Origin of the sequence: Pseudomonas sp. S60, from assembly GCF_016647865.1 — a bacterium.
Classification (GTDB): domain Bacteria; phylum Pseudomonadota; class Gammaproteobacteria; order Pseudomonadales; family Pseudomonadaceae; genus Aquipseudomonas; species Aquipseudomonas parafulva.
In genome coordinates, this window is the sequence record NZ_JACVVH010000059.1 from 12785 (window position 1) to 27213 (window position 14429).

The 14429-nt window shown below is 60.9% G+C and carries 10 protein-coding genes; 3 read left to right on the forward strand and 7 right to left on the reverse strand.

What is annotated here, in order from left to right:
• Positions 1–159: 159 nt before the first annotated feature.
• Positions 160–3246 carry a TagA domain-containing protein gene (locus IAE33_RS21880; RefSeq protein ID WP_201165117.1) on the forward strand — a complete coding sequence of 1029 codons (3087 nt, stop codon included), beginning with the start codon at positions 160–162 and terminating at the stop codon, positions 3244–3246.
• Positions 3247–3328: 82 nt separating this feature from the next.
• Here the strand turns inward: IAE33_RS21880 and asd are convergent, their stop codons facing one another.
• From asd to leuC, 4 genes are all read right to left on the reverse strand, one after another.
• Positions 3329–4441, reverse strand: coding sequence for an aspartate-semialdehyde dehydrogenase (asd, locus tag IAE33_RS21885; protein ID WP_201165118.1), 1113 nt, complete (start codon positions 4439–4441; stop codon positions 3329–3331).
• A gap of 62 nt (positions 4442–4503) precedes the next feature.
• Positions 4504–5586 (reverse strand): 3-isopropylmalate dehydrogenase, encoded by a 1083-nt coding sequence (leuB, locus tag IAE33_RS21890; protein WP_201165119.1) that lies wholly within the window; start codon positions 5584–5586, stop codon positions 4504–4506.
• An 89-nt stretch (positions 5587–5675) separates the two neighbouring features.
• Complete coding sequence (gene leuD / locus IAE33_RS21895; RefSeq protein WP_201165120.1) at positions 5676–6320, reverse strand: 3-isopropylmalate dehydratase small subunit; 645 nt, start codon at positions 6318–6320, stop codon at positions 5676–5678.
• A complete protein-coding gene (leuC, locus tag IAE33_RS21900) occupies positions 6317–7750 on the reverse strand; it encodes a 3-isopropylmalate dehydratase large subunit (protein WP_028632363.1) in 1434 nt (477 codons plus the stop codon). Before leuC ends, leuD begins: the two co-directional genes overlap by 4 nt.
• 130 nt (positions 7751–7880) lie before the next feature.
• Here leuC and IAE33_RS21905 point away from each other — a divergent pair, with 130 nt between their 5' ends.
• Entirely contained in the window at positions 7881–8759 is an 879-nt protein-coding gene (locus IAE33_RS21905; protein ID WP_201165122.1) for a LysR family transcriptional regulator, read from the forward strand.
• A 59-nt stretch (positions 8760–8818) separates the two neighbouring features.
• On the forward strand, positions 8819–12115 hold the full coding sequence (locus tag IAE33_RS21910; protein WP_201165124.1) for a sensor domain-containing protein: 3297 nt from the start codon (positions 8819–8821) through the stop codon (positions 12113–12115).
• Between the two features lie 54 nt (positions 12116–12169).
• Here the strand turns inward: IAE33_RS21910 and IAE33_RS21915 are convergent, their stop codons facing one another.
• The 3 genes from IAE33_RS21915 to IAE33_RS21925 form a co-directional block, all read right to left on the reverse strand.
• Complete coding sequence (locus IAE33_RS21915; RefSeq protein ID WP_028632360.1) at positions 12170–12613, reverse strand: Hsp20 family protein; 444 nt, start codon at positions 12611–12613, stop codon at positions 12170–12172.
• A 130-nt stretch (positions 12614–12743) separates the two neighbouring features.
• On the reverse strand, positions 12744–13715 hold the full coding sequence (locus IAE33_RS21920) for a tRNA dihydrouridine synthase (RefSeq protein ID WP_201165125.1): 972 nt from the start codon (positions 13713–13715) through the stop codon (positions 12744–12746).
• A 51-nt stretch (positions 13716–13766) separates the two neighbouring features.
• Positions 13767–14201 (reverse strand): acyl-CoA thioesterase, encoded by a 435-nt coding sequence (locus IAE33_RS21925; RefSeq protein ID WP_201165126.1) that lies wholly within the window; start codon positions 14199–14201, stop codon positions 13767–13769.
• Positions 14202–14429 lie beyond the last annotated feature (228 nt).

Below are 14429 nucleotides of genomic sequence, written 5' to 3' on the forward strand. Positions count from 1 at the left end.
ATAAAGGGGCGGCACTTTACTGCGAATCAGTGGCGCAGCATACCCAAACCTCAATTCACCCCCAGCAAAGCCTGACACCTGACAGTTATGCCAGTACCCGGTTCTATACCTGCGCCTTAACGTGGTCACCAACAATGGCTTACGTCAGGGGTACCCCCAATGATTGCTTGCTCGATATCAAGGTTTGCGCGCTGCCTCACGATTGCAGGGGCAAGTCTACTTGCCTGGCCGGCTGCGGCGCAGGATAACCTGCAGCCGGCACCCACGGTGCGCAACGATTTGCAGGGGCCCCTGGCGGGGCAAGTAGATTTCGCACAGACACACGTAGTAGCGGCCACCCGCCGCGTTTTCGACCCACTGCTGGTCCCGGATAAAAGCGCGCTGGTCATGTTCAGGCCACACGCGTCTATAACCGATGTTGAACTGGTTATCGAGGCGGATGGCAAGCGAAGCACCGTCGTGATGAGCCGCCCTGAAGCGCTGCCCGAGGCGGCCACTTATGATCAAGAAAACACATTTTCCGGGAATATTATCGAAGGTAGCTATCCGCCATATCGAAGCGGGACATTTTCCTATCAGATCCCCTGGAACCTCTTCAGGCCCTCAACAAAACTCAGCTTTCAACAAGCTGGCCGGTCCGACATGAACGGCACATTGCCGGCCTCAAAGTTTGTGTTCATGACGCCACAAAGCAATGGGTTTGCCTTGATGAATATCAAAGGCTGCATCTTCAAAGACCCGTCCAGTTGCAAAACCACACTCGACCAGTTCGACGGCGAACTGCAGCCGCTCACTGCCCGTATCGCCGCTCGCGAAATGCTCTCTGAACTGCCCACCCAGCGGCTCTACCTGGGTACCGGCATGGCCTATTGGCCCAACATCATTGCCATCGGCCCCGACGGCAAGCCCCACGTATACAATCAGAGCAACGGCATGCAGTGGGCTGAATTTGGCGACAGAACGCTGCCTGCCAAAGTAGGCATGGGTAACTACTGGCGGGCGGCATCGAACCTGGGCGACAAAAAACCGGGGTTCCCGGTCGCAATTACCGGGCAACTGCTCGATGCGCCGGATGGCATGCCGGTGCTTCCCCCGGGCATAGCTGCAAGTTGCGGTGGCAACAGTTGCAACTACCCAGCCATCCCAGATGGTTACTGGCACGAAACGGGTCACGGCCTGGGGCTGCCGCATGATACCCCTGGTCGTTATGAAGACTGGGCTTATCGCGCCTACGACAACATCTTCCTGCCCAACACCCACCCGGATCCACAACGTTACAGCCTGCCCGTAGACTACTTGGGCAAACATTATTTCGGACATGTATTGGGCTCGCTTGCGGCCGCGCCCTGGCACCCAAGCACGGCATCCGCACCATTGATCGATGAGTTCGAGACCCTTGGCCAAGGCTCGAGACGATCAAGCTGGAAACGCTACATCGCCCCCTATACACACCAGCAGACCCTGGTGGTCCAGCGGCGTTTCGGCACCCTCCCTGATAATCTTGAGTACGCAGGGGTGGGCGACGACCACCGCCCGACGCAGGCAGCCAACGCGGCCAGTACAGCCGCAACCTCCGCGTTGGCTGCACGGGAAGAAGACAGCCTGGACAACGGCATTGCCCCTAGCGCCCAGCCCGCGCTGCTGACAACCCATGGCGCCGAGCCTGAACCTATCGAAACCGGCGTACCGGTACATACGCTTGTCACGACTTTCTCGAGCCCCGACCATAACCAGGATGGCATCAACCAGATCTACCCAGCCATCATCAGCAACTTCGGCAATGTCTTCAGCCCCGCCACAGGTAACACGGTGAGCGCCAACACCAAGGCTATCGACAGCTCGGCCCACCGGCTGGTGACCTACGGCGGTCGCTGCCTGGCGGCTCAAGGCACCCACCTTGTCCTGCAGGGTTGCGCCGATGACGGCAGTGCGCTTCAAGTAGAGCGCGTCGCCCCCGCCAATGCTGATGAAACCAAGCTTGCGCCTGTGCTGGTAATCCGCAATAGCAGCGGCCAGTGCCTGGACTATTCACTCACCTTTCGCACCTGTGACAGCTCGGACACTCAAGTGCGCTGGCGCGGCCGGGAGGACCTGACAGGAACCCCGCAAGCGTTGAAACTGCAGGAGGGCCAACGTGGCATGTTCATCACGGCCAAAGGCGCAGACGGCGTGGAATTGATGGCCAACAGCGATGCCAACATGCTCGATCACCTCCAGCCAGGTGAAGACCAAGCACCCCATAGCTACCGTATCGACATTCACTACAGCGACAACAAGACCGAATCGCACCCGCTGTACCATGGGCCGATGCGCAAGGATTCGCTCAGAACCGCTGTATTCAATGTCAGCTCTGGGCGCGAACCGGTCAAGGCGGTGCTCAAGGTGGACGACATTACCGTGCAGGAGCGAGCGCTGGAGCGCAACACACTACCGGGCGTCATCGCCATGGGTGCCGAACATGGGGAGCAGATACCCCAGGCTTGGCCACCTACTTGGTTGTATTCCGATGAAAAGAGTGCCTGCCTGGCAGCCACGGCTGACGGCCTCAAATACACGCCATGCGACGCACAGGCCGTTTGGCGCTTGCCCAAAAAGAATGCTTATCCAAAACAATTCGACAGCTTTGAACCCGTGTCGATTACCGGTCGATGCATCAATGTCGCATTGCGAACCGATGAATGCAGATTCCCCGCCAACGATACACTGTGGTGGACGCGAGAAGACCTTGACCACGGCCCCTCGGAAATTTACCTGCAGGAAAACAAAACCGGTCGTTTCATCACGCCGTCTGGCGGCAGTAACACCCCCACACTGGCCCCCCTGCAAGAAAATCAGAAGCTGAGAAAAATCCCCATTTCCAGGTTCGCCCTCTGCCAGCAAAACAAGTGCATGGCCACAGTCGGCAACAAGGTCGCCCTGGTAACGGGCTACCAGGGTGGGCCACTGAAAATGTGGTACCTGGTCAGCACATCCAGTACGCCATTCCCGTTCATGAAGTCCACCTTCCTGATGATGAACGCGGATGGCCAGTGCCTTAACGATCAGTTGCAGCTACAGCACTGTAGCGATTCGCAGACCCAAAAATTGTTATGGCGAGCAAACAGCCCATTACCCTGGAGCGCAAAAATGGCCATTCAACACGATGCCAACGGCCTGTTCCTGACCGCCGACCCTTCAGGCACGCTGTCGCTGCAGCAGCGCGACGAAAACACTGAGCCTGACTTCTCGTACAAGCTGCTCCCCTGATGACCGCAGCGCGTACTTGATGAAAAACGCCCCGCCTGGTAAGACCAGGCGGGGCGTTTTTTAAACGGCTGCGCGGCTCAGATCACCGCTCCAGCAGAATCCGCAACATGCGCCGCAATGGTTCTGCAGCCCCCCACAGCAGCTGGTCACCCACGGTGAAGGCACCCAGGTACTGGGAGCCCATGTTCAGCTTGCGCAAACGGCCAACCGGAATGTTCAGGGTGCCGGTGACGTTGGTCGGGGTCAGCTCCTGCATGCTGATCTCGCGCTGGTTGGGCACCAGCTTCACCCAGGGGTTGTGCTGGCTGATCATGCCTTCGATGTCGGCGATCGGCACGTCCTTGTTCAGCTTGATGGTCAGCGCCTGGCTGTGGCAGCGCATGGCACCGATACGCACGCAGATACCGTCGACCGGGATCGGGCTCTTGAACCGGCCCAGAATCTTGTTGGTCTCGGCCTGCGCCTTCCACTCTTCGCGGCTTTGGCCGTTAGGCAGTTCCTTGTCGATCCACGGGATCAGGCTGCCGGCCAGGGGCACACCAAAGTTTTCCGCCGGGTACGCGTCGCTGCGCATGGCCTCTGCCACCTTGCGATCGATGTCCAGGATGGCGCTGGCCGGGTTGGCGAGGTCATCGGCCACCGCGGCATGGGTAGCGCCCATCTGCTTGATCAGCTCACGCATGTTCTGCGCACCGGCACCCGAGGCTGCCTGGTAGGTCATGGCGCTCATCCACTCCACCAGGCCGGCTTCGAACAGCCCACCCAGGCCCATCAACATGAGGCTGACGGTGCAGTTGCCGCCAATGAAGTTCTTGGTGCCAGCGTCCAGCTGATGATCGATGTGCTTGCGGTTGACGGGGTCGAGCACGATCACCGCGTCATCCTGCATACGCAGGGAAGATGCAGCATCGATCCAATAACCCTGCCAGCCGGCTTCACGCAGCTTGGGGAAGACCTCGTTGGTGTAGTCGCCGCCCTGGCAGGTCAGGATCACGTCGAGGGTCTTGAGCTCTTCGATGGAGTACGCATCCTTGAGCGGAGCGGTCTCCTTGCCCACGTTGGGGCCTTGGCCACCAATGTTGGAGGTGGTGAAGAACACGGGCTCGATAAGGTCGAAATCCTGCTCCTCCAGCATCCGCTGCATGAGCACGGAACCAACCATGCCGCGCCAACCGATCAGACCTACACGTTTCATCGCAACTACACCTTTGCTAAAAGTGGGCCGCCATCGGGATTGGGGATGACGGGCCAGAGAGATTACAGATTCCGCAGCGCTGCGACTACTGCGTCGCCCATTTCCTGCGTACCTACCTTGCGGCACCCTTCGGAGAAGATATCACCGGTGCGCAGGCCCTGGTCCAGGACCAGGCTGACCGCCTTCTCGATGGCGTCGGCTGCAACTGCCTGGTCGAAGCTATAGCGCAGCATCATCGACACCGAGAGAATGGTTGCCAGCGGGTTGGCGATGCCCTGCCCGGCGATGTCCGGTGCCGAACCGTGGCATGGCTCGTACATGCCCTTGTTGTCGGCATCCAGCGAGGCCGAGGGCAGCATGCCGATAGAACCGGTGAGCATGGAAGCTTCATCCGACAGGATGTCGCCGAACATGTTGTCGGTGACCATCACGTCGAACTGCTTGGGCGCACGGACCAACTGCATGGCAGCGTTATCGACATACATGTGGCTCAATTCTACATCCGGGTAGCCCTTGGCCACGTCTTCGACCACTTCACGCCACAGCTGGCTGGAGGCCAGAACGTTAGCCTTGTCGACCGAGCACAGCTTCTTGCCACGTACACGGGCCATGTCGAAGCCGACACGGGCAATGCGACGGATTTCGCTCTCGCTGTAAGGCAGGGTGTCATATGCCTGGCGCTCACCGCCTTCCAGCTCGCGCTGACCACGCGGTGCGCCGAAATAAATGCCGCCGGTGAGCTCACGTACAATAAGAATGTCCAGGCCCGACACGATTTCCGGCTTCAGCGACGAGGCATCGGCCAGTTGCGGGTAGAGGATGGCCGGGCGCAGGTTGGCAAACAGCCCCAGCTGCGAGCGAATCTTCAGCAGGCCGCGCTCAGGACGGATATCACGCTCGATCTTGTCCCATTTCGGCCCGCCAACGGCCCCCAGCAACACGGCATCCGCCTTGCGAGCACGCTGCAGGGTTTCATCTGCCAGCGGTACACCGTGCTTGTCGATGGCTGCACCACCGATCACGTCATGGGCCAGGGTAAAGCCAAGCTGGAACCGGTCGTTGGCCAGCTCCAGCACCTTGACCGCCTCTGCCATGATTTCCGGGCCGATACCGTCACCTGGAAGAATCAGAATCTGCTTGCTCATGCTTTCCTCTATCCAATCTTGGGGCGCAGCCAGGCGGCTGCGCCGAACTGTTACTGCTGACCGGCAGCCAGCGAACCTGACATTAGCACTCAGGCGTCACGAAAAAGCCACGGCTGGGCAGCGCGATGCTTGCCTTCGAACGCCGCAATGGCATCGCTGTCCTGCAGGGTGAGGCCGATGTCATCCAGCCCGTTGAGCAGGCAGTGCTTGCGGAAGGCATCAATCTCGAAATGCAGCACCTTGCCGTCCGGGCGGGTCACTGCCTGTGCCTGCAGGTCGATGGTCAACTGGTAGCCTGGGTTGGCCTCGACCTGGCGGAACAGCTCGTCCACCTCCTCATCGCTGAGGATGATCGGCAACAAGCCGTTCTTGAAGCTGTTGTTGAAGAAGATATCGGCAAAGCTCGGCGCAATGATGCTGCGGAAGCCGTATTCGTCCAGCGCCCAGGGCGCGTGCTCACGGCTGGAGCCGCAGCCGAAGTTTTCCCGGGCCAACAACACGCTGGCGCCCTGGTAGCGGTCGTGGTTGAGGACGAACTCCTGGTTGACTGGGCGCTTGCTGTTGTCCTGGTAGGGCTGGCCCACATCCAGGTAACGCCATTCGTCGAACAGGTTGGGGCCAAAGCCCGTGCGCTTGATCGACTTCAAGAACTGCTTGGGGATGATCTGGTCGGTATCGACGTTGGCGCGGTCCAACGGGGCAACCAGGCCGATGTGCTGGGTAAAGGCTTTCATGCTGCGCTCCCTTGGATCAACTCGCGGACGTCGATGAAATGGCCCGTGACCGCCGCGGCGGCCGCCATGGCCGGGCTGACCAGGTGGGTGCGCCCGCCAGCGCCCTGACGGCCTTCGAAGTTACGGTTGGAGGTGGATGCACAGTGCTCGCCACTCTCCAGCCGGTCCGGGTTCATCGCCAGGCACATCGAGCAACCGGGCTCGCGCCATTCGAACCCAGCCTCGAGGAAGACCTTGTCCAGGCCCTCGCGCTCGGCCTGGGCCTTGACCAGCCCGGAACCCGGCACAACGATGGCCTGCTTGACCGTCGCTGCCACCTTGCGCCCCTTGGCGATTTGCGCAGCCGCCCGCAGGTCTTCGATACGCGAGTTGGTGCAGGAGCCGATGAACACGCGGTCCAGACGGATGTCGGTGATTGCCTGGTTGGCGGTGAGGCCCATGTACTTCAAGGCCCGCTCGATCGAGCCGCGCTTGATCAGGTCGCTTTCGGCCGCAGGGTCCGGCACGCGCTGGTCCACAGCCAGTACCATTTCAGGCGAGGTACCCCAGCTGACCTGCGGCTTGATCTGGCTGGCATCCAGCTCGACCACAGTATCGAACACAGCATCATCGTCGGAAACCAGGTCTTTCCAGGCCTCCACGGCACGGGTCCACTGCTCGCCCTTGGGCGCATACGGGCGGCCTTCGACGTAGGCGACGGTGGTGGCATCGGTGGCCACCAGGCCGACACGGGCACCTGCCTCGATGGACATGTTGCAGATGGTCATGCGGCCTTCCATCGACAATTCACGGATGGCGCTGCCGGCAAACTCCATGGCGTGGCCATTGCCACCGGCCGTGCCGATCTTGCCGATCACGGCCAGGACGATGTCCTTGGCGGTGACGCCGGCAGGCAACTGGCCTTCGACGCGCACCAGCATGTTCTTCATCTTCTTGGCGACCAGGCACTGGGTGGCGAGCACGTGCTCCACCTCGGAAGTGCCGATGCCGTGGGCCAAGGCACCGAAAGCGCCATGGGTGGAGGTATGCGAGTCACCGCAGACCACCGTCATGCCTGGCAAGGTGGCACCCTGCTCCGGGCTGATGACGTGGACGATGCCCTGGCGCTCGTCATTCATCTTGAATTCGACGATGCCATATTCGTCACAGTTCTCGTCGAGGGTTTGCACCTGCAGGCGCGACACCTGGTCGACGATGGCGTCGATCCCACCCTTGCGCTCCGGCGTGGTCGGCACGTTGTGGTCAGGGGTGGCGATGTTGGTATCGATGCGCCACGGCTTGCGCTGGGCCAGGCGCAGGCCTTCGAAGGCCTGAGGCGAGGTAACCTCGTGGATGATATGGCGGTCGATGTAGATCAAGGACGAGCCGTCATCACGGCGCTTGACCTCATGGGCTTCCCAGAGTTTGTCGTAGAGCGTTTTGCCAGCCATCAGACTGTTCCTCATCAGCGTCTTTCTATGCCAAAGACCCCTTGGCTTGTACGGTCGATGCTATGGGGTTAGATTGAATAACTCAAATTCATAATTTTTATCCTTTGGATAACCATAAGGAATCCAATCAGTGGACCTGGCCAACCTCAGCGCATTTATTGCCATTGCGGAAACGGGGAGTTTTTCCGGTGCCGGTGAGCGCCTGTTCCTCACCCAGCCCGCCATCAGCAAACGCATCGCCGGGCTGGAACAACAGTTGGATGTACGGCTGTTCGACCGCCTTGGCCGCGAGGTCACCTTGACCGAGGCCGGGCGCGCCTTGCTGCCCAGGGCCTACCAGATTCTGAGCGTGTTAGATGATACCCGACGCGCGCTGACCAACCTGTCAGGTGAAATCGGTGGTCGCCTGACTCTGGCCACCAGCCATCATATCGGCCTGCATCGGCTGCCCCCCCTGTTACGGGCTTTCACCCGACAACACCCTGCCGTAGCGCTGGATATTCAGTTCCTTGATTCGGAACAGGCCTACGATGAAATTCTCCATGGCCGCGCCGAAATTGCGGTCATCACCCTGGCGCCGGAACCCCACCACCTGATCAAGGCCGTACCCGTGTGGGAAGACGCACTGGATTTCGTCGCGGCCCCCGAACACCCCCTGGCCAGCAACCAGGCCGTCACCCTCGCCGATGTTGCCCGCCACCCGGCTGTGTTTCCGGGCGGCAATACCTTCACCCACCACATCGTCCAGCGCCTGTTCGAAAGCCAGGGCCTGACCCCCAACATCGCCATGAGCACCAACTACCTGGAAACGATCAAGATGATGGTTTCGATCGGCCTGGCATGGAGCGTTCTGCCGCGCACCATGCTGGACGAGCAGGTGGCACCCATCGCTCTGCCCGGCATTCAGCTGTCGCGCCAGCTAGGCTACATTTTGCACACGGAGCGTACCCTATCGAACGCGGCCAAGGCGTTCATGGCCCTGCTCGATAGCCACGCAGGGCCCGACTGAGGCGCCGGCAGCCCGGCATTACCCTCAAGGATGCGTCACAAGCCAAAGGTCTGGTAACCATGCCCAAATCAGCGAACCGTTTCATGCGCCTGCCGCGGATCCCTGCGGCTGACCCTGAGGAGTCGGAACAGGCCTGGCAGAACGCGCCGCAACTGCTGGCTGCGCTCAACGGGGCACGCCTGGGCGCTTGGCTGTGGGACATCGAGAGTGGCCGGGTGAGCTGGTCAAGAGGCACTCAAGCCCTGTTCGGCTTCGACCCATTGCGCGCGTTGCCCGACGACATCGACTACCTCGACCTGCTACCGGAGGAAGACCGCGCCCGCACGCGCCAGGCGTTTCAGGCTGTGTTCAATGGCGAACCGGTGGAACGCGCCATGCGGCACCGCATCCGCTGGCCGGATGGCAGCCTGCATTGGCTGGAGATCAATGGCAGCCTTACCCACGACCAGCACGGCCGGCCGCAGATGATCGGAGTGGTACGGGAAATCACCCGTCAGCGCGAGCGCGAAACGGCCCTGGTCAACTCGGAAAAGCGCCTGGCGACGCTGTTTCACCTCAGCCCCAATGCCATTTTGCTGACCCGTCGTCACGACGGCATGATCTTCGAGGTGAACCGGCATTTCGAAGACACGTTTGCCTGGCCAGGCAACCAGGTGGTCGGTAAAACCAGCCTGGAGCTGGGCCTGTGGGCTAACCCAGAGCAACGCCAGCAAATGCTGGAGGCCACCCGCCTGAGCAGTGGCCCGCTGATCATGGAAGTGCAGTTTCGCGCCAGCAACGGCAGGGTTCACGACGGTATTCTGTGTACCCAGGGCATCGAACTCGAAGGCACCACCTTCCTGCTCAGCACCTTCCTTGACACCACCGAGCGCAAGCGCGCCGAACTTGCGCTAAAGGACAGCCAGGAACGCCTGGACCTGGCGCTGGATTCTGCGCAGTTGGGCACGTGGGACTGGCATATCCCCAGCGGCATGCTCTATGGCTCGGCACGGGCAGCGCAGTTGCACGGTCTGCCCCCTACCCCTTTTCACGAATCCTTCGACGCTTTTTTCGAAGGGGTGCCCGAGCAGGAGCGCAGCTCCATGCGCCAAGCCTATCGCAGCCTGCGCGAAGGCCCTGCGGGCAATTACCAGATCACCTACCGGGTGCAATTGGACAACGGTATCTCACGCTATATCGAAAGCCGCGCCCGGCTGTATCGCGATGAGCAGGGCAACCCGCTGCGCATGGCCGGCACCCTGTTGGACATCACCGACCAAGTAGAGCGCGAACAGCGCCTGAGCGCTTCGGAAGAGAAGTTCGCCAGCCTGTTCCAGGTAAGCCCCGACCCTATCTGCGTGACCCGCCAGGACACCGGGCAATTTATCGAGATCAACCCCGCCTTCACTCACACCTTCGGTTGGGGCGCCGAGCAACTGATCGGCCGTACCGCAGAAGAAATCGGCTTGTGGGGTGAGTCCGTGCAGCGGGCGCAGCGCATCGAACGGGTTATCCGCGAACAAGCCTTGAGCAATGTAGCGGTGGTGGTCAACCACCGTCATGGCGAGGCGCTGACCTGCGTGATCTCAAGCCGCCTGATCACGGTAGACGACCAGCCCTGCAGCGTGACTACCTTACGGGATATCACCCAGCAGCAGCGGGCCGAAGCTGCGCTCAAGGCCAGCGAAGAGAAGTTCGCCAAGGCCTTTCATTCAAGCCCGGACGCAATCACGATCACCGAGTGCCAAAGCGGGCGTTACCTGGAAATCAACGACGGGTTCTGCCGGCTGACCGGCTACAGCGCCAGCGAAGTGGTCGGCCGTACTGTATTCGAGATCGGTATCTGGGCCGATGCCAACCAGCGCAGCTCATTGCTGGCCGAGCTGCGTGAACACGGACGGGTGCATCACCGGGAGATGCTCGGGCGCAACAAGTGCGGCGAATTGCTGACGGTAGAGGTGTCGGTTGAACCGATCATCCTCAACGAAGAAGAATGCCTGCTGATGACCGCCCGCGACGTCAGCCAACTGAAGAACGCCCAGGCGCAGATACGCCACCTGGCCTACCACGACCCACTGACCAATCTGCCCAACCGGGCCTTGCTGATGGACCGCCTGAGCCAGCAGATCGCCCTGCTCAAGCGCCACAACCTGCGCGGTGCCCTGCTGTTTCTGGACCTGGACCACTTCAAGCACATCAACGACTCGCTGGGCCACCCTGTTGGCGACACCGTGCTGAAGATCATCACCGCGCGGCTGGAGGCCAGCGTGCGCCTGGAAGACACCGTGGCGCGCCTGGGCGGGGATGAATTCGTGGTACTACTGAGCGGGTTGGAGGGCAGCCGGGAAACCGTTGAAGAAAAGGTCCGGCAACTGGCCGACACCTTGCGCGAGCTGCTGGCCCAGCCCATGTCACTGGACGGCCAGCGGTTGCAAGTGACACCCAGCATCGGCGTGGCACTGATCCCGGACCACGGCACTACCCCGGCAGACTTGCTCAAGCGCGCCGACATCGCGCTGTACCGGGCCAAGGATTCGGGCCGCAACACCACACAGGTCTTCCAGGCCACCATGCAGAAGGCGGCCAGCGAGCGCCTGCGCATGGAAAACGACCTGCGCCTGGCATTGGCACGGGGCGAAATGGCGCTGCACTTTCAACCGCAGGTGGATGCCCGCGACAACCGCATCGTCGGCGCCGAAGTGTTGTTGCGCTGGCATCACCCACAGCTGGGCCAGCAGCCGCCCAGCCAGTTCATTCAGGTGCTCGAAGAGAGCGGTCTGATCCTGGAGGTGGGCAACTGGATCCTCGACGAAGCCTGCGATGCCTGCGCGCGCATGCTGGCGGATGGCCTTATAGATGCCCGTGATTTCAGCCTGTGTGTCAACATCAGCCCCAGGCAGTTCCGCCAGAACGATTTCGTCGGGCGCGTTCTACGAAGCCTGAATGACTTCAAGGTGCCTAAACAGATACTGAAATTGGAGATCACCGAAGGCATTGTCATCCAGAACCTCGAGGACACCATCAGCAAGATGCGTGAGCTGAAGGCTTATGGCGTCAGCTTCGCCATGGACGATTTTGGTACAGGCTATTCCTCACTGACTTACCTCAAGCGCCTGCCGGTGGATGCGCTGAAAATTGACCAGTCATTCGTGCGCGACGCGACCGTTGACCCCAACGATGCCGAGATCGTCCGCGCCATCGTGGCCATGGCGCGCAGCCTTGGCCTGGCGGTCATAGCCGAGGGCGTGGAGCTCAGCGAACAACTGGAATTTCTGGAGCAGCTGGGGTGCCACCTCTATCAGGGGTACCTGCACAGCCGTCCCTTGCCGTTGGCAGAATTCCGTCAGATGCTGCTGGAGGCGCCTGCTGTGTATTAACGCCTGCAACGCAAGAAAGGCACCCGAGGGTGCCTTTCTTGTCAGTAGCGCCTGTTAGTTCAGCGCTGGCTGTTCGCCATTGATCGGGATGCGCTTGGCCTTGGCTTCTTCAGGCACGATACGCAGCAGGTCGATGCTGAGCAGGCCGTTGGCAAGGCCCGCTGCCTTGACCTCGATATGGTCGGCAAGCCTGAACGACAGCTTGAAGGCGCGCTGGGCAATACCCTGGTGCAGGTAGGTCACTTGGGCAGCACTGTTGTCGCGCTTGCCGCCAGTGACGGTGAGCACACCTTTCTCTACCTGAAGATCGAGGTCTTCTTCCTGGAAGCCGGCGGCCGCAACCACAATACGGTATTGGTCTTCACCGTGTTTTTCCACGTTGTAGGGTGGGTAGCTGCTACCCGCATCGTTGCGCGCCGCCGACTCGAACAGGTCGTTGAAACGGTCGAAGCCCACGGAGTGGCGGAACAGGGGAGCGAGCGAGAAAGCGGTGGTCATGGTCATAACTCCTGAGTTTTCAGCAAGTAGGTCATTACGCGACCCGACTTCGGCATCGCGTACTCAAGAGATAGGGCCTGGCAAACAGCTTTCAAGGGGAGCCTGAAAAAAATCTGCTCTGCCCTGCGCTTCACGCCACGCACGCATCCACCGGTTGCTGCTCGGCACCGATAAGCCGGCTAATGCGGGCGCAGTCGTCTTCACGGCGCAGCTCGGCAAACAGAACAACCGCTTCCGGGTAGCTGCGTGTAAGCATGGCCAGCCACTGTTTCATGCGCCCGGGTGCATAACGTGGCGAGAGCTTGGCCTGCGCCTGGCGCCAGAACTCGCGTAGCAGCGGCAGCAGTTGCTCCCAGTTCATCGGTTGGTAATGCTGCCCGGCACGCGCGGCGGCAATCTGCAGCCCAAGGTCGGGTCGCGACACCAGACCGCGGCCCAACATGATGTTTTCGGCACCACTGACCTCGCGACAACGCCGCCAGTCATCCACCGTCCAGATCTCACCGTTGGCGAACACAGGCACCTTCACTACATCCTGCACGCGAGCTACCCATTCCCAATGCGCAGGCGGCTTGTAACCCTCAACCTTGGTACGCGCGTGCACCACCAGGTGAGCCGAGCCGCCTTCGGCCAGCGCCATGGCGCACTCCAGCGCACCGTCCGGGCTGTCGAAGCCCAGCCGCATCTTGGCAGTGACGGGAATGTCTGCAGGCACCGCACGGCGCACTTCACGCACGATGGCATGCAGCAACTCCGGTTCCTTGAGCAACACGGCACCGCCACGCGACTTGTTCACCGTCTTGGCTGGGCAGCCGAAGTTGAGGTCGATCACCGGCGCACCCAGCTCGCAGGCCAATGCCGCGTTTTCGGCCAGGCAGGTAGGGTCCGAGCCCAACAGCTGTACACGCATTGGCACCCCAGCGGCGGTGCGCGCTCCCTGTCGCAGCTCTGGCGCCAGTTTGTCGAAGGACGATGGCGGCAGCAGGCGGTCGCATACGCGTATGAATTCGGTGACGCACCAATCGATACCGCCAACGCGGGTAAGCACGTCGCGCAGGATGTTGTCGACCAGCCCCTCCATAGGGGCCAGGGCAATTTGCATGTGAGGGTCTCGATGGAAAAAGGCGGCAGTCTAGCAAATATCGCCGGCCATTCAGGCGCCGGTCAGCGCTGGGCCATAACCTTCCAGGAACTCAGCCGGCATGCGCCGGGGTTTGCCACTGGACAGTTCGATACAGGCAAATGTGGTCTGGGCTCGCAGCAAGGTCGTGCCATCCTGCGGGCGCCATAGCTGAAAGCGGCGGGTCATGCGCAGGCGCTGGTCCCAATTGATGATCCACGTTGCCAGTTGCAGTGCATCATCCTCGTAGGCTGCGGCCAGGTAATCGATTTCGTGGCGCACCACCGCCATCGCCCGGTCCAGGCGCCGATACTCGGCCAGATCCAGACCCAGACGCTGGGAGTGGCGCCAGGCGCAGCGCTCCAGCCAGGTGACATACACCGCATTGTTGGCATGGCCGAGGCCATCGATGTCTTCGCTGCCAACATGCAGGTCGATGATGAAGGGTGCAGGCAGGTCCCAACTCATGTTCAGTTCCCGGACGCAAAAAGGGAATTTAGCAGTGATCTGCGGGCGAATGTCCAGCGTTGTACGGGCACACGCCTGGATCGCTGAGCTTGAATGCAGGCATTTTTCGAGGGGAAAAACAAAAGGCCCATTCAATATTCGAATGAGCCTTAAAAGTCCCGCAAAACGCGGGTAAACATGGCGTCCCCTAGGGGACTCGAACCCCTGTTACCGCCGTGAAAGGGCGGT